The 18268-nt window shown below is 64.0% G+C and carries 14 protein-coding genes; 3 read left to right on the forward strand and 11 right to left on the reverse strand.

The genetic code is table 11. The features are described 5' to 3' along the window. The first annotated feature begins 1 nt into the window (after position 1). Together folD and HF916_RS09215 are read left to right on the forward strand one after the other, a co-directional pair. Positions 2-901 carry a bifunctional methylenetetrahydrofolate dehydrogenase/methenyltetrahydrofolate cyclohydrolase FolD gene (gene folD, locus HF916_RS09210; RefSeq protein ID WP_168788596.1) on the forward strand — a complete coding sequence of 300 codons (900 nt, stop codon included), beginning with the start codon at positions 2-4 and terminating at the stop codon, positions 899-901. Between the two features lie 56 nt (positions 902-957). Beyond that, positions 958-2457, forward strand: coding sequence for a pyridoxal phosphate-dependent decarboxylase family protein (locus HF916_RS09215; RefSeq protein ID WP_240975203.1), 1500 nt, complete (start codon positions 958-960; stop codon positions 2455-2457). A 105-nt stretch (positions 2458-2562) separates the two neighbouring features. On the opposite strand, the gene HF916_RS09220 is transcribed toward HF916_RS09215, so the two are convergent. The 7 genes from HF916_RS09220 to glyA form a co-directional block, all read right to left on the reverse strand. Then, positions 2563-3549 (reverse strand): HpcH/HpaI aldolase/citrate lyase family protein, encoded by a 987-nt coding sequence (locus tag HF916_RS09220; protein WP_168788598.1) that lies wholly within the window; start codon positions 3547-3549, stop codon positions 2563-2565. A gap of 74 nt (positions 3550-3623) precedes the next feature. Beyond that, the gene (locus HF916_RS09225) at positions 3624-6512 is read right to left on the reverse strand and encodes a phosphoenolpyruvate carboxylase (protein ID WP_168788599.1); all 2889 of its coding nucleotides are present in this window, start codon (positions 6510-6512) and stop codon (positions 3624-3626) included. Continuing rightward, positions 6490-7395 carry a succinate--CoA ligase subunit alpha gene (gene sucD, locus HF916_RS09230; protein ID WP_168788600.1) on the reverse strand — a complete coding sequence of 302 codons (906 nt, stop codon included), beginning with the start codon at positions 7393-7395 and terminating at the stop codon, positions 6490-6492. Before sucD ends, HF916_RS09225 begins: the two co-directional genes overlap by 23 nt. Before the next feature lie 10 nt (positions 7396-7405). Then, on the reverse strand, positions 7406-8584 hold the full coding sequence (locus HF916_RS09235; RefSeq protein WP_168788601.1) for a malate--CoA ligase subunit beta: 1179 nt from the start codon (positions 8582-8584) through the stop codon (positions 7406-7408). Positions 8585-8643: 59 nt separating this feature from the next. Then, complete coding sequence (locus HF916_RS09240; protein WP_168788602.1) at positions 8644-9606, reverse strand: D-2-hydroxyacid dehydrogenase; 963 nt, start codon at positions 9604-9606, stop codon at positions 8644-8646. Between the two features lie 51 nt (positions 9607-9657). After that, a complete protein-coding gene (locus tag HF916_RS09245; protein WP_168788603.1) occupies positions 9658-10893 on the reverse strand; it encodes an aminotransferase class V-fold PLP-dependent enzyme in 1236 nt (411 codons plus the stop codon). 42 nt (positions 10894-10935) lie between these two features. After that, entirely contained in the window at positions 10936-12231 is a 1296-nt protein-coding gene (glyA, locus tag HF916_RS09250) for a serine hydroxymethyltransferase (protein ID WP_168788604.1), read from the reverse strand. A gap of 282 nt (positions 12232-12513) precedes the next feature. Between glyA and HF916_RS09255 the strand changes: the two genes are divergently transcribed. Further along, positions 12514-13425 carry a LysR family transcriptional regulator gene (locus HF916_RS09255; RefSeq protein WP_168788605.1) on the forward strand — a complete coding sequence of 304 codons (912 nt, stop codon included), beginning with the start codon at positions 12514-12516 and terminating at the stop codon, positions 13423-13425. A 50-nt stretch (positions 13426-13475) separates the two neighbouring features. On the opposite strand, the gene HF916_RS09260 is transcribed toward HF916_RS09255, so the two are convergent. Genes HF916_RS09260 through HF916_RS09275 form a run of 4 tightly spaced genes read right to left on the reverse strand, consistent with a single transcriptional unit; the run spans position 13476 to position 18236 of the window. Beyond that, entirely contained in the window at positions 13476-14300 is an 825-nt protein-coding gene (locus HF916_RS09260; protein ID WP_168788606.1) for a formylmethanofuran dehydrogenase subunit C, read from the reverse strand. Next, entirely contained in the window at positions 14297-15244 is a 948-nt protein-coding gene (fhcD, locus tag HF916_RS09265) for a formylmethanofuran--tetrahydromethanopterin N-formyltransferase (protein WP_168789091.1), read from the reverse strand. The genes HF916_RS09260 and fhcD overlap by 4 nt, the downstream gene beginning before the upstream one ends. A gap of 14 nt (positions 15245-15258) precedes the next feature. Next, positions 15259-16959, reverse strand: coding sequence for a formylmethanofuran dehydrogenase subunit A (locus HF916_RS09270; RefSeq protein ID WP_168788607.1), 1701 nt, complete (start codon positions 16957-16959; stop codon positions 15259-15261). Continuing rightward, positions 16956-18236: a formylmethanofuran dehydrogenase gene (locus HF916_RS09275; RefSeq protein WP_168788608.1), complete on the reverse strand. Its 1281-nt coding sequence runs from the start codon at positions 18234-18236 to the stop codon at positions 16956-16958. The genes HF916_RS09270 and HF916_RS09275 overlap by 4 nt, the downstream gene beginning before the upstream one ends. Between the last annotated feature and the right edge of the window lie 32 nt (positions 18237-18268).

Genomic DNA, 18268 nt, shown 5'->3' on the forward strand with positions numbered 1-18268 from the left:
GATGACGGCGCAGATCATCGATGGGAAGCATCTCGCACGGCGGCTGCGCGTTCGGTTTCGTGAACGCGTCGCCGCGCTCTCGGCGCGCGGCATCGTGCCCGGACTCGCCGTCGTGCTGGTCGGCGACAACCCGGCTTCGCAAGTCTACGTCGCGAACAAGGTGAAGGCGTGCGAGGAAAGCGGTGTGCGTTCGTTCATGCACCGCTTCCCCGCCGATTGCGCGGAGACCGACCTGCTCGACCGGATTGCCTCGCTCAATGTCGATCCCACCACACACGGCATCCTCGTGCAGTTGCCGCTGCCGCCTCAGGTCGAGGTGCGGCGGGTGCTGGAGGGCATCGTCGTGGACAAGGACGTGGACGGGTTTCATCTGTACAACGTTGGTGCGCTCGTGATCGGCAATTCGGTCTTTCCGCCGTGCACGCCGTATGGGGTGCAACTGCTACTCGAAACGACGGGGATCGACGTGGCGGGCAAGAACGTCGTGGTGGTTGGCGCGAGCAATATTGTCGGCAAACCGATGGCGCTGATGCTGCTGCAGAAAGAAGCGACTGTGACGGTCTGCCACGTGAAGACACGCGATCTCGCGCACCACACGATTCACGCGGACATTCTCGTCGTGGCCGCCGGCAAGCCCGGGCTCATCAAGGCGGAAATGGTGAAGGAGGGGGCCATCGTGATCGATGTCGGCATCAACCGCGTGGCTGACGGCCGGATTGTCGGCGATGTCGATTTCGACGCGGTACGCGAGCGTGCGGCGTGGATTACGCCGGTGCCGGGCGGAGTGGGGCCGATGACGGTGACGATGCTCATCGAAAACACCTTGCGCTCGGCAGAGCGGTTTGCGGACGGTCAGGCGTTTCATCCGCCGCAGCCGTTCTGGCAGGTTCCCGCGCGTTAGCCGGTCAGGACATGGCGGCGAGTTGTGTTCACTCCGCAGGCAGGGCGGAAACCATCGTGTCCCGCAAATTCAACGATTCAGGCAACACTGGCGATTCGAGCGATTTGAGCGATTCCAGCGCCGCGCTCGAAACCGCCTATCGCCATGCGCTGCGCTTTCATGAAGCGCGCCACTCACAGCCGCCCGCGGCCTCAGCGGACTTCAACGCCTTGCTTGAAGCCTTTGGCGGCCCCACGCCCGAAACCGGCGCGCCGGCCGCCGAGGTCATCGAGCGCCTTGTCGTGGCCGCCGAACCCGGCTTGATGGGAACGGCAGGCGCGCGCTTTTTCAGTTGGGTCGTCGGCGGCTCTCATCCGGTGGGCGTGGCGGCGGACTGGCTCACCAGCGTCTGGGGGCAAAACGCAGGCTGCTATCAAGGCGCGCCTGCGGGCGCGGTGGCCGAGCAGGTCGCGGCGCAATGGCTGGTCGATATCCTGCACCTGCCGCGTGAGTGCTCGGTGGGCTTCACGACGGGTGCGACGATGAGCAACTTCGTGTGCCTCGCAGCCGCGCGCGGTGCGTTGCTGAGGCGCGTGGGCTGGGACGTCGAACTGGACGGCATGTTCGGCGCGCCACCGATCACGGTGTGTATCGGCGACGATGCGCACGCCAGCGTGCTGGCCTCGCTGCGCTATCTCGGCTTCGGCGAGCGCCGCGTCGTCAGGATCGCGACTGATGAGGCCGGGCGCATGAAGGTCGCCGCCTTGCGCGTGGCGCTTGCTCGTTGTCCTGGTCCGCTCATCGTGATCGCGCAGGCCGGCCATATCATGACGGGCGCATTCGATCCCATCGACGACATCGCGACGCTCACGCAGGCGCGCGGTGGCTGGCTGCATGTCGACGGCGCATTTGGCTTGTGGGCCAGAGCCTCGCCGGCGCGCGCGCACCTCGCACGGGGATTCGACCGTGCGGACTCGTGGGCCACCGACGCGCACAAATGGCTTCAGGCGCCGTACGAATGCGGTTGCGCATTCGTACGGGATGCGGACGCGCATCGGCGCGCCATGACGATCGGTGCGAGCTACCTGCCGGACGCCGGCGATGCGATCCGCGATCCATTGCACTATGCCCCTGAGTTGTCCCGACGCGCACGCGGCTTTGCGTTGTGGGCGTTATTGCGCGCATTCGGCCGGGAGGGCGTTGCGGCGATGATCGAGCGGCACTGCGTGCTGGCGGGACGCATGGCGCAGCGTCTGGCCGTGGTACCCGGCATCGAGATTCTCAACGAAGTCGCATTGAATCAGTTCGTCGTGCAATTCGGCGCGGGCGAAGCGGCGCAGCAGCACGACGCGCTGACCGTCGAAACGATTGCGCGGATCCAGGCGGCAGGGGTGTGCCATGCCGCCGGCGCACGCTGGCGCGGACGCGAGGTGATGCGCGTGTCGGTGATCTCGTGGCCGACCACGGAAGAGGACATCGATCGGGCCGCCGATTCGATGATCGCAGCGTGGCGAGGAGTGCGGGGCCGCCATGCCAAGGAGGTCCTTGATGAGAGGCGGACGGCCATGCAGGCATAGCGGCGCGCCGCGGACGAATGAATGACCTCATTCGCCACAGGGCCGCGCCGCCCGCGCCGGTGCGTACCATTCGGCCGACGCAAGCTTGCCCTATGCAACTTTGGCCTATGCAGCTTTGGCCGACGCAGCAATCGCATTCGCGCTCGCCAGCAGCGCTTCAGCCATCCGGATGCTTGCCGCGTCGATCAGCCGGCCATCCAGCGAGACCGCGCCCTTGCCGTCTTTTGCCGCTTGCGCCATAGCCTCCATGATGCGTTGTGCACGGGTGACTTCGGCGACCGTCGGCGTGAAGACCCGGTTGGCCAGTTCGATCTGCGAAGGATGGATTGCCCACTTGCCCTCGTAGCCCAGCACGGCGGCGCGCCGGGCCGCGGCGTCGTAACCGTCGGGATCGCTGAAATCGCCAAACGGCCCGTCGATTGGACGCAATCCGTACGCGCGGCACGCGACCATCATGCGTGTTTGCGCGGCATGCCACTGGTCGGCCCAGAAATAATCGCGCTCGCCGCGCTCATCCTTGTCGCTCAGCACGCCATAGTCGCGATTGACGCCGCCAATCACGGTGGTGCGCGCCCGCGTGGACGCTGCATAGTCCGCCACGCCGAACGACATTGCTTCGAGCCGCTTGCTCGATTGCGCGATCGACTCCACATTCGCCATGCCGAGCGCGGTCTCGATCAGCACTTCGAAGCCGATGCGGCGGCTGCGTTTCTTCGCATTTTCGATCTGCGTGACCAGCATGTCGATCGCATACACATCCGCCGCGACCCCGACTTTCGGAATCAGGATCATATCGAGCCTCGGACAGGCTTCGACGATATCCACCACATCGCGATACATGTAGTGTGTATCCAGACCGTTGATGCGGACCATCGTCGTCTTCGTGCCCCAGTCGATATCGTTCAACCCCTCGACGATATTCTTGCGCGCCTGCTCCTTGTCGTCGGGAGCGACGGCGTCCTCGCAGTCGAGGAAGACGATATCGGCGGCGGATTTGGCGGCTTTTTCGAACATCGCCGGATTGGAGCCGGGCACCGCCAGTTCCGAGCGATGCAGTCGCGGTGTCGCCTGTTCGATCACGGTAAAGCTCATAGTGGATCTCCTTGTTGAGGGTTCGCTCACGGCGCAACGACCGCCGCGGGTTTCGTTTCGAATGTCAGGGGGCATCAACCCGTGGCGCCAAAGCCGGACGCAATGCAGTTGATGGACAGCAGGAGCGGCATCAGGTAGCTCCTTCGTTCCTGATCGTTGACGGTTTGCCGATAGAGCCGCAACAACTCGATCTGCTGACGTCCGACCTGGTTGATAGCCGGCAGTCGGCGCGCGAGCCGCTCGCGGAATTGCGGAAAGCGCTCGGCGACTTCACGTCCACCGCTCAGCTTGAGCACCATCTCGGTCGTGAGGCGATGTTCCTTTTCGATCTGCGCGAAGATGGCCTCGCGCACCGCTTCATCAGGCACGAGATCCGCGTAACCGCGGGCGATGTCGAGATCGACCTGTGCGAGTGTCTTCTCGACTTCGTCGATGATCAGACGGAACAGCCGCGACTCGTTGAACATCCGGCTCAGCAGGTCGAGCCCGCGTTCCTTGCGGACCTCGAGAAACGCGGCAATGGCACTGCCAACCCCATACCAGCCCGTCAGCGCGTGCCGGTTCTGCGCCCACGCAAACACCCACGGAATGGCGCGCAGGTCTTGCATGCTGCGTGCTCCGAAGCGCCGCGCAGGGCGCGATCCCATGTTCAGCATGGACAGCTCTTCAAGCGGGCTGGCGGCCTGAAAGTAGGTGATCAGGTCGGGCTGTTCGATAAACTTCGCGTAGGCGGCGCGCGACGCGCCGGAGAGCGCTTCCATCGCCTCGTCGAATTCGCCTCTCGGCACGAGTTCGTCTTCGCGCTCCGACTTGAAAGTGTGCTCAAGCACACTCGACGCGAGCAATTCGACGTGATACTGCGCCGTGCCGCGATTCGCGTACTTGAACGAGACGACTTCACCCTGTTCCGTGACCCGAAAGCGGCCGTTGACCGAACTGGCCGGCAGCGCCGCGATGGCGCGGCCCGCGGGCACGCCACCCCGGCTGACCGAGCCGCCGCGGCCATGGAAGAAGGCGATGCTCACGCCCAGTTCATTGCCGACCCGCGTGATCCTGGTCTGCGCCTTCGACAACTCCCAGTTACTCGCGAAGAATCCGCCGTCCTTGTTGGAGTCCGAATAGCCGATCATGATTTCGAGCACACCGCCCTGCGCGCGAATGCTGCGCCGGACCATTGGCACCGCCAGCAGTTCACGCAAAATGTCGGGCGCGCGCCTCAGGTCGTCGATGGTTTCGAGCAGCGGCACCACCGGCAGCGTGCAGCTTTCGACGCCGGCCGCGTCGGTGAAAAGGCCGGCCTCCTTCGCGAGCAGGTAGACACCGAGCACGTCCGTCGCGTGATGCGTCATGCTCAAAACGAACGCGCCGAACGCATTACGATCCACCTGCTTGCGCATGTCGCGCACCGTGCGGAAAATTTGCAAGGTCTCCGCTTCGACTGCAGGCAGCGTTTTCAGCAAGTCATCACGGCATGCCTCTTTTTCGCGAGGCCGGGCCAGTTCGGCCAGCAACCATGCCTTCCACTCGGGCGACGGAATGGCCGGCGGCTCATCGCCGGGTTCCGCCTGGGCACGCCAGAGCGCTGCCAGCGTTTTTCCTGTCACTGTCGTGTTCTCGCGCAGGTCGAGTTGCACGGTGCAGAAGCGGAACGTCTCGACCTCATGCCGCAACGGCCGCACCAGCGAGCCGGCCAATGCGGCGCTTTCGGTTGCAAGCAACGCCTGCTCGATTACGCGAAGCTCGGCCGCAAGTTCATCCGCGCTCGCATAGCCGCCCTCAACCGGTTCACCCGCGCCGCGCCGTTGCGCATCGGCGAGCGTCGCGTCGAGCCGGCGCTGGATACAGGTCAGATATTGGCGAAACAACTCGCCCGGATTGCGCGCGGCAATGGCCGCGCCGTCGCCGCTTTGTTCGAGTGCACGCGCCAGTTCCTTCTGGAAACTCTGCGGCACGGGCATGGCTTCAGCGGTGATGCTGAGCGTTTGCGTCAACTCGATCAACCGTTGACGATAGCGCTTCAGGCACGCCAGACGATTTTCGTGCAACGTCGCCCGCGTGACGTCATTGTTGACAAAGGGATTGCCGTCACGGTCGCCGCCGATCCATGAACCGAACTGAAAAAAGCGCGGCGTCTCGAAGTTTTCGCCGGGATACGATTGGCGCAGCGCGTCGTCGAGCTTGTCGAACAGAAGCGGCACCGCCTCGAAAAGCGTCTCGCCGAAGAAGTGCAGACCCCATGCTACTTCCTGCGCGACGGTGGGCTTTTCGCGGCGCAGTTCACCGCTCATCCACAGCAGTTCGATTTCGTTGCCGAGCGCGCTGACGAGCGCGCGGCGCTCGCGGGGTGTCCAGCGCGGCGATTCCAGATCCATGAGTCGCCGGTAGATGCGGCGGTGGATTTCCAGCACGGTGACGCGCTTCGCTTCGGTCGGATGCGCCGTGATGACCGGGCGGATTTTCAGACGCTGAAGCACCGAGCGGACTTCCTCGACCGGCACGCCCGCCGCGGCCGCTTCCGCGACCACCCGCGCGAACGAGGCGGGTAGCCTGTCATAGCCGCTCTCGATCTCGATCTCGCGACGCCGGCGCATCGCCGTGCTCTGCTCGGCAATACTCAGCAACTGGAACCAGATTCCCTGCGCCTGCAAACTGCGGCGCCACACCGCGCGCGGTACGTCGGCGGGCAACGGCTCGCCGCGTAACGCGAGTTCAACCTGCGGCTGACGACGGCGCGCAACGTCGCATAACAAGCCGAACAGCAGGTTGACGACGCAGGGTTCATACGCCTTCGCATTCAGCGCGGGCAGCGCGGCGGAAGCCGCCGCCAGCCGCTCGATCTGCGAAGCTGACGGCAGCGGCTGCCGCGCCGGCTCGCCGATGCGTTCCCGGTTTGGCGGTTCGCCGCCCGCCTGGTCGGGAGGGGTGGGGGCGGGCGCCCGCTCAAGCGACGCGGCGGGTAACATTTTGAGCCAGCGCCATAGCAACAGTGGAGCCCAGCTCGGAGGCGCTCGGCGCCACCAGCAGGCCATACGACTTCATGATCTCGGCTTTTTCAGCGGCACTGTCGCCGGTCGCGGAGATGATTGCACCGGCATGGCCCATGCGGCGGCCTTTGGGCGCAGTGAGCCCGGCGACATAGCCGACCACCGGCTTGGTCATGTGCTCGCTGACCCAGCGGGACGCCTCTGCTTCCTGGGGGCCGCCGATCTCGCCGATCATGATGACCACCTCGGTCTGCGGGTCCTGCTCGAACAGCTTCAGATGATCGAGAAAGGAACTACCGTTGATCGGATCGCCGCCGATGCCGACGCTCGTCGTGACACCCAGGCCAAACTCGTTGAGTTGGGCGGCGGCCTCATAACCGAGCGTGCCCGAGCGCGACACGATCCCGACCGAGCCGCGCCGGTAGATATGACCCGGCATGATGCCGAGCATGGCTCGGCCCGCACTGATGATGCCGGCGCAGTTCGGCCCCACGACCATCGTGCGGGTTTCCTTGGGATAGCGCAGCAGATAGCGCTTGATGCGCATCATGTCCTGGGCGGGAATGCCGTCGGTGATCGCGCAGACGAGTTGCAGGCCGGCGTCCGCCGCTTCCATGATCGAGTCGCCGCAGAAAGGCGGCGGCACGAACACGAGGCTGGCGGTGGCGCCGGTGGCACGCACGGCGTCCTTCACCGTGTTGAATACCGGACGGTCGAGGTGCCGCTGGCCGCCTTTGCCCGGCGTCACGCCGCCGACCACATTGGTGCCGTAGGCGATCATCTCCTGTGCGTGGAAGGTGGCTTTGTCGCCGGTGAAGCCCTGCACGATCACCGGGGTGTTTTCATCGATCAGGATGCTCATGGATGCGCTCCTAGTGACTCTTTCTGGCGCGGTGCGCCTTGGATGCTTCGACGGCCTTTTGCGCTGCTTCGAGCAGGGTTTCGGCCGCGATGATGGGAAGTCCGCTGTCGCGCACGATCCGGCGTCCTTCTTCGACATGGGTGCCAGCCAGGCGTACGACAAGCGGCACCCGCAGATTCTTTGCCGCCTGCACGACCCCTTCGGCAACCCAGTCGCAGCGGTTGATGCCGGCGAAGATGTTCACCAGAATCGCGGAGACATTCGGATCCGACAGGACCAGCCGGAACGCGGCGGCCACCCGCTCGGGCGAAGCGCCGCCACCCACGTCGAGAAAGTTCGCGGGTTCACCGCCCGCGTATTTGATGGTGTCCATCGTGGCCATCGCGAGACCGGCGCCGTTGATGATGCAGCCAATGTCGCCTTCCAGCCCGACGTAGTTGAGCCCGAATTGAGCGGCTTCAGCTTCGCGCGGGTCTTCCTGCGCGGCGTCACGCATCTCGGAGACATGCGGATGACGGAACAGGCCGTTGTCGTCGAAGGAAACTTTGGCGTCGAGTGCGATGACACGGTCGTCATGGGTCACGACGAGCGGATTGATTTCCACCATGGTCGCGTCGAGATCGCGGAACGCGCGGTAAGCGCCCATGATCGCGGCAACGGCACGGCTCACCTGTTTGCTGTTCAGACCGAGCCCGAACGCCAGCTCGCGCGCCTGGAACGGCTGAAGACCGACAGCCGGTTCGACGACCGTTTGCAAAACGGCCTCCGGCGCAGTGTGGACGATTTCCTCGATGTCCATGCCGCCCTGTGCCGACACGATCACACGCACGCGTTCGGCCTTGCGATCGAGCACGATGCCCAGATAAATTTCGCGCTCGAATTTTTCGGCCACTTCTACATAGACCCGCTCGACGATCTTGCCTTCCGGTCCGGTCTGTCCCGTCACCAGGCGCTTGCCGAACAGTCCGCTCGCCGCTTCGTGCACCTCGTGATAGGTCTCGCACAATTTAATGCCGCCTGCCTTGCCACGTGCGCCGGAGTGAATTTGCGCTTTCACGGCCCAATGCCAGCCGCCGAGTTCCGTGGCGCAATACACGGCCTGGTCGGGTGTATAGGCGACTGCGCCGCGCTGGATCGGCACGCCGAAGCCGGACAGCAGTTCCTTGGCCTGATATTCATGGATATCCATGGTGGTCTTCCCGAACGAATGAAATGATGGGGTGCGTCGAATGTGTGTTCCAGCCGCGATCAGACGACGAGATGCTGCGGCTCGCCACGCGCGAATGCCTCCACGTTGTCGATCAGCTGGTCTGCGAGGAACTGCATCGCGCCGTCCGACGCCCACGCGACGTGCGGTGTCAGGATGAAGTTCGGCAGGTCCAGTTCGAGCAGCGGATTGCCTTCCTTGGGCGGCTCCGTGGTCAGGACGTCGAAGCCTGCGCCCGCGATCAATCCTTCGCGCAGTGCCGTGGCGAGCGACGCTTCGCACACGAGGCCGCCGCGTGCGGTGTTGATGAGCAAGGCGCTGCGCTTCATCATGCGCAACTGATCGAGCGCAATCAGATGGTGCGTTTCCGGTCTGAGCGGCATGTGCAACGACACGACATCCGCTTCGCGCAGCAGCGTATCGAGCGGCGTGTAGGCGATGTCGTGTGCCTTCTCCTTCGCCTTCGACGAAGCGTGCTCCGCAAACAGCACGCGCATGCCGAAGCCGCGCGCAATGGCGGCGGTGCCTTGTCCCAGCGAGCCTTCGCCGATGATTCCGATGGTCGCGCCATGCAAGTCGCGAATCGGATGATCGAAGAAGCAGAACTGCTTGGAGTTTTGCCACCGGCCGCGCCGCACATCGTCGCGATACGCCAGCAGATTGCGGCGCAGCGCGAGAATGAGCGCGAACGTATGTTCGGGCACGGTGTGCGTCGCGTATTGCCGGATGTTCGTCACGGCGATACCGTGCGCCTTGCAGTACACGGTATCGATGACGTCATGGCCGGTTGCCGCCACCGCGATCAGCTTTAGACGCGGCAGCCTGGCGAGCGTTTCGGCGCGCAACGGCACCTTGTTCGTGATCGCAATGGTTGCGCCTTCGAGCCGGTCCGCCGCCTCGTTCGCCGCGCTCACGGCATATTGTTGCCAATGATGCTCGAAGGCCGGACGCCGCACGTCGGCCTTCAACGTGGAGCGATCGAGAAAAACAATGTCATGTCGCATACTGTCGGCGTCCTGGCGGCAAGGTCCTGGTTGAGGATAGGCAATAGAGGCTCAAGCCGCGGCGGCGATGCGCGCGGGCTGCGCTTTCTGCGCGCGGTCGTGAGTGCGCCAGTACTGCGCGGCGGCGCCGGTGCCACTGCCCGGGCGTACGTTGATGCCGATGTCGAGCATCGCCATCTCCGCGCCCGCGATGGCGCCCATCAGCATCAACTCGTTCAGATCGCCAAGGTGGCCGATGCGGAACACCTTGCCCGCGACTTTCGACAAGCCCGCGCCGAGTGCCAGGTTGTAGCGGCGGAACGCGATGTCGATGACCTGCGCGGCATTGAAACCTTCGGGTACGACGATCGCGCTAACCGTGTCGGAATGCCACTTGGGCGCCTTGGCGCACAACTCGAGCCCCCAGCCTTCGGTCACTGCGACGCGCACGCCTTGCGCGAGGTAATGATGACGGGCGAAGACGTTGTCGAGACCTTCCTGAAGAATCAGATCGAGCGCAGTGCGCAGACCGTAGAGCAGCGACAGCGCCGGTGTGTAGGGGAAGTAGCCGGTCGCATTGGCCTTGATCATGTCGGTGAGATCGAAGTAGCAGCGCCGCGACTTTGCGTGTTCGATGGCCTTCAACGCCTTGGGGCTGACACACAGGATGCCGAGACCCGCCGGCAGCATCAGGCCTTTCTGCGAACCCGTGACCGCGAGGTCGACGCGCCAGTCGTCCATGCGAAAGTCAATGCAGCCGATCGAACTCACACCGTCGACGAACAACAGCGCCGGATGGTGCGCGCTATCCATCGCGTGGCGCAGCGCGCCGATGTCGCTCGTCACGCCGGTCGCGGTCTCGTTGTGACACGCGAGAATGCCCTTGATCGCATGCTGCTTGTCCGCGCGCAACACCTCCTCGATACGCTCGACGGGCACGCCTTCACCCCAGTCGACGTCGATGATTTCGACTTCGAAACCGAGGCGTTGCGCCATATCGGCCCACAGGTGACTGAACTGTCCGAAACGCGCGACCAGCACCTTATCGCCCGGCGACAGCGTGTTGGTGAGCGCCGCTTCCCATGCGCCGGTTCCCGATGACGGAAAGACGAACGGCTGGCCGCTCGTGGTCTTGTAGATCGATTTGAGATCGCTCAATATGCCGTTGGTTAACTCGGGAAAGCGGCTTGAACGGTGGTCTTCCATTGAGACCATCATCGCCCGCAACACAGCATCGGGGATATTCGTGGGGCCCGGAACGGCGAGAAAATTGCGACCCGGGATGCGCGTGCCTGATGTATTCGACATGTCTTGACTCCTCCGTTCTTGCAGCGGTATTGACAGGTATGTTCAGATCGCGGTATGGCCTGCGATGGCTTCGTGCGGATGGTTCGGCGCGTCGCCGTAAACCGGAAACTGACTGGTCAGTGCATTCACCGCATCCGTTACGCGGCGGATCACCAGATCGTTTTGCGGCGCTTCGAGCACGTCGGCGATCAGATTGGCAAGCTGCTGCGCTTCGTGGTCGCCGAAACCGCGCGTCGTCATCGCGGGCGAGCCGACGCGGATGCCGCTCGTCACGAACGGCTTTTGCGGATCGTTCGGAATTGCGTTCTTGTTGACGGTGATCGAGGCTTTGCCGAGCGCCGCCTCAGCGTCCTTGCCGGTGATGTTTTTCGGCCGCAGGTCGACGAGAAAAAGGTGAGAGTCGGTGCGCCCCGACACGATGCGCAGGCCGCGTGCCTGTAGCGTTTCGGCCATGATTCGCGCGTTGGTGATGACCTGCTGCTGGTATTGCCTGAACTCGTCGGTCATCGCTTCGCGGAATGCAACGGCCTTCGCGGCGATCACGTGCATCAAGGGCCCACCCTGGATACCCGGGAAGATGGTCGAATTGAGCACCTTCTCGTGTTCGGCGCTGGACAGGATGAGACCGCCGCGCGGTCCGCGCAACGTCTTGTGGGTCGTGGACGTCACGAAGTCGGCGATACCCACCGGGCTCGGATAAAGGCCGGCGGCAATCAGGCCGGCGTAGTGCGCCATGTCGACGAACAGATACGCGCCCACCGCGTCCGCAATGGCGCGAAAACGCTGCCAGTCGATCACGAGCGAATAAGCCGACGCACCTGCGACGATCATGCGTGGCTTGTGTTCATGCGCCAGCCGTTCGACTTCGTCGTAGTCGATGACTTCCGTGTCGGGATGCAGGCCATACGAGACTGCCTTGAAGAGTTTGCCGCTCACGTTCACCGAGGCGCCGTGAGTCAGGTGTCCACCGTGGGCAAGCGACATGCCGAGGATCGTGTCGCCGGGTTTCAGCATGGCGAGGTAGACGGCCTGATTCGCCTGCGAACCGGAGTGCGGCTGCACGTTCGCGTAGTCGGCGTTGAAAAGCTGTTTGGCGCGATCGATCGCCAACTGCTCGGCCACATCCACATGCTCGCAACCACCGTAGTACCGCTTGCCGGGATAGCCTTCGGCATACTTGTTGGTGAGCAGCGACCCTTGCGCTTCCAGCACGCCAGGCGACGCATAGTTCTCCGATGCAATCAATTCGATATGATGTTGCTGGCGGAGCGATTCCGCGAAAATGGCCCGATGCAATTCCGGATCGGTTGCCGCGATGGTTTGTTTGAAGCTGAACATGGGCACGCCTCTTGTCTGTTGTCGGTAATCTGTCGAGCAGATAGGTCATGAGGCTTCGCAGAGTTTCGTGCTCTGCCTTGCCTGTTGAAACGATGGTAGTGGCGTGCCGCCGAATTGACTCATTCCGGTTTCTTATCCAACCCATAACCTGCCCTGCGGCCCAATGACGGCGGGCATCGAACACAAAGCTGTACTCCGTTATGGGCATTGCCGTCGTAACCACGGCTGATACAGTGGTGGCACCAGAACGGAGCCAATGGAGCTGTGCGAGGAGAGAGGCGGATGCTGCATTTGACATTGCGTCAACTGAGGGTCTTTGAGGCAGCCGCGCGCCATTTGAGCTTTTCCCGCGCCGCGGAAGAATTGCATATGACGCAACCTGGCGTTTCGGGCCAGCTCAAACATCTGGAGGAAAGCGTCGGCATGCCGCTTTTCGAGCAAATGGGTCGGCGTATTTTTCTGACGGAAGTGGGCCAGCAGGTATACAGCCACACCCGCTCGATTCAACAGCAACTGGCGATTCTCGAAGAGTCGCTCGATCAGTTGCGCGACACGAAGCAGGGGAAGATCAAAATCTCTGCGGTGTCGGGGACGGCCAGCTACCTGGCGCTGCAACTCATCGCGAAGTACACGAAGTCGTTTCCCGGTGTGCGCGTGCATCTGAACGTCGCCAACCGGGGAACGGTATTAGGCGAGCTGGCGAGCAACGAAACGGACCTGGCGATCATGGGGCAGCCGCCGGAGGGGCAGGGGCTCGTCGCGCAACGGTTCATGAAGAACCCCTTGGTGGTGATTGCGCCACCCGATCACCCGCTCGCCCGGCAGCGCGCGATTCCGCTGTCAGCGCTGGAAGGTGAGATCTTTCTGGTGCGTGAGCCGGGTTCCGGCACGCGGCGCGCGATGGAGCGTTTTTTTGCCGAGCATCGCATCACGTTCCGGCCGGGCATGGAGGTGAGCAGCAACGATGCGGTCAAGTGCGGCGTGCATGCCGGGATGGGTTTGTCCATCGTCCCGCTGCAGACCATCATGCCGGAGCTGGAGACGCTACGCATCAAGGTGCTCGACGTGGAACGCTTTCCGATTGTCCGGTATCTGTACGTCGTGCATCGCGAGAGCAAGCATTTGTCGGCGGCGGCGGATGCGTTTAAAGACACGTTGCTGGCGGAGGCGGCGCGGGCGGTGGGGGAAGGGTAAGGGTAACGGCGTGCAGCCTAAGAGGTGGCCGCCCGCCACCCGCAGCGCCATCACGCCACAACCAGCACTTCCCCCTTCCCTTCGACCGACACATCTCCCACCCAACGCCGCGGCGTAGTCTCCGCCAGCGCTGCAAACGCGCCACCTTCACGAGCAAGACTGCGTGACATCAGTCGCCAGAACACGTCGACGTCGCCGTGATTTTCTGTAAAGCGATTCCCGAGCAACGGTTGTGCGCCCGGCAACACAAGCGAACCGCGCCGCATGCCGTAGGCGAGATGTTCGCCCACCTGGCCCGCGATCCCAATCGTGCCCGCTACCATCCGCGACGCCGCGAAAGCGCCGGCACTGCCGAACACCAGCGCAATGCCGCGTCGCATCCGGTCGCCGAAGCGCTCGCCCGCATCGCCGCGCACAATGAGCGTGCCGCCGCGCATGCCGTCCATGTCTCCGGGCAACGCGGCAGCGGCAAAGTCTCCCGTATTGCCGCCGATTTCAATACGGCCGCCAGTCAGTTCGCAGGCAGTGAAACTGCCACTGTCGCCGGAAGCGACGATGGAGCCCGCCGTCATCTGCGCGCCGAGCAGATCGCCGACACTGCCTTCGACGATCAACTGCCCACCGTCCATCTTCTCGCCGACGCGATCAAAGCGGCGCAGATCGCCGGCGAACACGAGACAAGGCGTGTCGCCTGAAGCGTTGTCGTCAAGAAGAACGTCGAAGAGTTCGGCCAGCGCCAGGCGTTCCGTGCCGTGCCACAGCGGCAGACTCTCGATCTCGTGAACCGTAAGCCCGGCGAGCGCAGCGGGCAATAAATCTCGCGCATCGATGCGTAGCGCAGGCACGTGTCTGAGGCTCAGCGTGATGCGCTTCATGAAACCTCCCGGTCGCCGCACAGTTGGCGCAAGTGGAAGTGAAACGGTCCGAGCTTGCCGCCGTAATTGCCCGCCGAGATACGCAGGACGCCCGCCGCCGCACCACGCGCCGTCACGGCCTGGATGCCTGCGCGCATCGCTTGTGCGACATCGGCGTCGCTGAGTCCGTCGATGACGATTTCCAGCACGCTGCGCGTATCCGCAGTCAGTTCGGTGCGAGGCGCGAGTTCGGCGAGAGTGGGGCAGAACGCGTCGTTGGTCGAGGCGGGCAGCGCCGAATACTTCGAGCCGACTTTCGAGCCGGAGCGCACCACGCCACCTGGAAACGGCATGATCACGTTCGGAACGCACCGCATCGCGTTGACGGCAGCTTCCGCTGCGGCAAGCGCCGCATCCGTATCGCGCGCGAGAAACAGCAGGTTGCCGCCGCCCACTCCCTTGATGACCGCAGTCGTTTCCTCGGCGACGAATTCGCCGTCCATCACAGGGATGCGCCAGTAGCGCACGCCGTCGATCATCTTCGAAATCTGCCAGCCATCCCCAAAAAAGCGCAGGTTTTTGGCCAGGGCGATGGGTTCTCCCGCTGCGATACCCGCATAGACAGCGGTGGTCGGACAAGTGAGCACGCACTGGCCCACGCGGCGTTCGACCTGTTTGGCCAACTCCTTGCCGGACATCGAAAACAGCAGGATGGCGATGCCCGGTCTGCCGTCCGGCGATTCCTCCGGCGGGATCGCCCCCTCGATGCCCGCCTCGCAGCCACAGGCGATCACGGACGTTGCGAAGCCCGTCGCCGCGATTGCCGCGTGGCGTGCCCAGGTTTCGTTGCGGGCGGTGATGATGAGGCGCGTCGCTTTCATCGGGAACGCTTCGGCGAACGTGTCGTCGATTGTCACGCCGTTGATGGCGAGCGGCGTCACCGTCGCGGCGGTGTCGGGCTGCATGCTAACGGCGCCGCTCATGATTGCTGTCCCGCAGGCTCGTGCGGGTGGACGCTGCACGCGGCGGGCAGCAGCCGGCCGCCGTTGCAGCACGAGCACAACTCGTCGCGGCCGATCGCGGCGTGACGGAAGTTGAACGCCAGATAGGTATCGCTGTATTCGGCCAGCGTGCGCTCGATCGAGCGGTCGAACTCCGGCTCGACATAGTGCGTGCCGCCGGCGGGCGTCGCGACGATGCGGCCGTTGCGCGCGACCAGTTCGCCATCCTTGAACACATACTCGGGCGCGGTAAACATCGCCTCACGGTCGGCCTGCTCGCGATACACGGCGATATCGGCGGCAGCGCCCGCATTCAGACGTCCACGGTCGCGCAGGCCGAGCAACCTGGCTGGGGCGGCGCGCGTCAGGATGGCGATCTCGTCGAAACTCAGTTCGCGCGTCATGCTCGCCAGCGCGGCTTGCTGCGCGACATCGGGATGCAGCTTCGCGAGCTGTTCGTCACGGAACGATTTGTCCATCAGCAGTCGGATCAGGTGGGGATAGCTGGTGAAGGGGCCGCCGTTCGGATGATCGGTGGTCAAGGTAATCTGCCACGGGTTCTTCACCATCAGGAACAGTTCGAGCCCGATCGTCCATTGCAATGCGTTGACGTAGCTTTGCTCGCGATAGCGAAACGGTACGACACCGCAACCCGCATCGCATTCGATGTCGCCAGCGATCCATTTGCGCGGCGACGCAAACTCGGCCTGTTTGACCTGCTTCATGATGTCGCCAGATGCGGTCACCGTCTGTCCGAACATGATCTGGCCGACGTCGATCGACACATTGGGATTCGCGTTGACCGCGTCGGCGATCCGCTCGGCCGCCGAAGAAAACTTGCGCGGACCCTCGACACCATAGCTATGAAACTGAATATGCGTGAGATGCCCCGGCAGTCCTTCGAGGGCGTCGATGGTGGCGAGCGTCGACTCGACGTTACCCGGCACACCGAGATTGCTGGCATGAATGTGCAGCGGATGCGGCACACGCATGTCGGTCAGCGCGCGGGCCAGTGTCTGCAGAACCTGGCGCGGCGTAATTGCGTAATGCACATGGGTTTCGTCAATATCCAGCGCGCGCTGGTTGAACTTGAACGCTGAGATCCCACCGGGATTCACGACCTTGACGCCGAGCGCCTTCGTCGCGTTGATCGTCCAGCCCACATAGTCGCGAATGCGTTCGAAGTCCGTGCCTTGCGCAAGCATGCGCAAAAACAGCTCGTCGTTGCCGAGCATCACGTACGCACCGTGATCGATGATCGGTGTATCGCCCATTTCAAGGTGGGTGTGACGCGCATTCGAAGCCATCATCGCCGGCTCGAACGCAGCGGTATAGCCCATCTCGGCGTAGCGATAGCCGGTGGCGAGCGTACCGGGCGTGCAGACGCCGCACGACGCGAGTTCGCCAGAATTGGCTTCAGCCTCCCGTCGCGCCCGCGACCGATGATCTTCCGGCATCAGCATGCGCGCGAGATTGACCTTGCCGCCGCCGATGTGCGAATGCATATCGATGCCCCCCGCCATCACGGCCATGCCGCTGACATCGTATTCGCGATCCACGGCTTCTTCAGCGGCCAGCTCGACGATGCGGCCGTCGCGCACGCCGATATCCGCGATCTGTCCGTTGATCCGGTTGGCCGGATCGAACACCCGGCCGCCGCGCAAACGAAATGTGCTCATACCCTGCCCTCCCGTTGCGCGGCGAGCCGCTGGTCGAGTTCTATCGCGACGCTGGCGACGCTCGGCAGCGTGTCCGTGTAGACCGGCGTGAGCGGCAGCACGACGCCGCCGTCCGCACGGAACAGATGACCGGGCGAACCGATGCCCGGCGTCGAAACCGGAAGGAAGACGGTCGGGCCAGGGCGGTCCATGCAGGCGCCGGCAAGGCGTGGGTGGCCTAAGACTATGGTCGGCAACTCGGTGGGTGGCGGCGCGAGATCGGCGGTAAAGCTCGCGATCCATAGAAGCGAGTCGACCGCACGGTCGGCGAGCAGGCGCGCGGTGTCGTAGCGATGCGGTTCATGTTCGAGTCCGCCGCGGTGAACGCCGGTGCGTAGCGGCAGGCCCGAGAGCCAGGTGAGTGTCTGGTTCACCGTTGCGCCGCCGTCGTCGCCGCCGAGTGCGAGACCGCCTGCACGGGTCGTGCGGTTGAGTGTTTTCAACAGACGGTCGAGTGCTTCGACCAGAAGCGCTGCATGCGCGCCTGGCAAATCGGCAGGTGTCCAGACGAGCGTCGCATAACGGGCGGCGCGCAGTTTTTCGACGAGCGAGGCGAGCGCGGGGTCAGCCGCTTGCGGCGGTTTGCGGCTCAACAGGGCATTCAAGGTCGAGAGCGTGTCGTACAGGTCGCCTTGCAGCGGGATGGCGTGGGTCGCTACACCGTGGGCCTGTGCGATCGCAGGATCGACGTCGCAACCCACGAACACGATGTCGCGTTGCGCCGGTCCGGCATCGGACGCGCCCGAGCCGATCCCGCAACGCGCGAAGAATTCTGGATGCCGTGCCGACGGCATCGACCCAATACAGACGATCAGATCCGCACGGCAGCGGATTTCCGCGAGCGTCGTCGTGAAGCTGCCGCGGTCCTGCATGGCGGTGAGTCCGTGCATCATGGCCCGGCCGTGCGCGTGGTCGATGATCGCGCCAGTGGTGTTCGCAAGCCGGTAGAGTGCGCGCGCACCGGCAACGTCGGTGGCCATGCCGCCAAAGAGCGGCTGCCGCGCGGCGCGAAGCCATTGAGCGGCTGCATCGAGCGCGGTCCGGTGATCGGCAGGCTGTCCGTTCAAGAGCGGCGTTACGGCCGACGGACGGTTTTCGAACTGCGCGAGCGCATGCGTTGCGCGAGGGCAGTGTGTGCCGGCCGGCGTTAGCGTCCCGGCTGTGTCGACGCCGAAGCGGTCGCACAGCAAAGCGCAGAACGGGCAGGTCCAGAGCGAGGGGGATTGAGTCGAAGTCATGCGGGCTGACGAGCAAGGCATATGCCATGCGA

Origin of the sequence: Paraburkholderia aromaticivorans, from assembly GCF_012689525.1 — a bacterium.
Taxonomy (GTDB): Bacteria; Pseudomonadota; Gammaproteobacteria; order Burkholderiales; family Burkholderiaceae; genus Paraburkholderia; species Paraburkholderia aromaticivorans_A.

Excerpts from the sequence above, each read along its gene's own strand:
- fhcD (WP_168789091.1), bottom strand. The coding sequence starts at position 15,244 with ATGCAGCCCGACACCGCCGCGACGGTGACGCCGCTCGCCATCAACGGC.
- HF916_RS09275 (WP_168788608.1), bottom strand. The coding sequence starts at position 18,236 with ATGACTTCGACTCAATCCCCCTCGCTCTGGACCTGCCCGTTCTGCGCT.
- HF916_RS09225 (WP_168788599.1), bottom strand. The coding sequence starts at position 6,512 with ATGTTACCCGCCGCGTCGCTTGAGCGGGCGCCCGCCCCCACCCCTCCC.
- HF916_RS09220 (WP_168788598.1), bottom strand. The coding sequence starts at position 3,549 with ATGAGCTTTACCGTGATCGAACAGGCGACACCGCGACTGCATCGCTCG.
- HF916_RS09245 (WP_168788603.1), bottom strand. The coding sequence starts at position 10,893 with ATGTCGAATACATCAGGCACGCGCATCCCGGGTCGCAATTTTCTCGCC.
- HF916_RS09240 (WP_168788602.1), bottom strand. The coding sequence starts at position 9,606 with ATGCGACATGACATTGTTTTTCTCGATCGCTCCACGTTGAAGGCCGAC.
- sucD (WP_168788600.1), bottom strand. The coding sequence starts at position 7,395 with ATGAGCATCCTGATCGATGAAAACACCCCGGTGATCGTGCAGGGCTTC.
- HF916_RS09260 (WP_168788606.1), bottom strand. The coding sequence starts at position 14,300 with ATGAAGCGCATCACGCTGAGCCTCAGACACGTGCCTGCGCTACGCATC.
- folD (WP_168788596.1), top strand. The coding sequence starts at position 2 with ATGACGGCGCAGATCATCGATGGGAAGCATCTCGCACGGCGGCTGCGC.
- HF916_RS09270 (WP_168788607.1), bottom strand. The coding sequence starts at position 16,959 with ATGAGCACATTTCGTTTGCGCGGCGGCCGGGTGTTCGATCCGGCCAAC.
- HF916_RS09255 (WP_168788605.1), top strand. The coding sequence starts at position 12,514 with ATGCTGCATTTGACATTGCGTCAACTGAGGGTCTTTGAGGCAGCCGCG.
- glyA (WP_168788604.1), bottom strand. The coding sequence starts at position 12,231 with ATGTTCAGCTTCAAACAAACCATCGCGGCAACCGATCCGGAATTGCAT.
- HF916_RS09235 (WP_168788601.1), bottom strand. The coding sequence starts at position 8,584 with ATGGATATCCATGAATATCAGGCCAAGGAACTGCTGTCCGGCTTCGGC.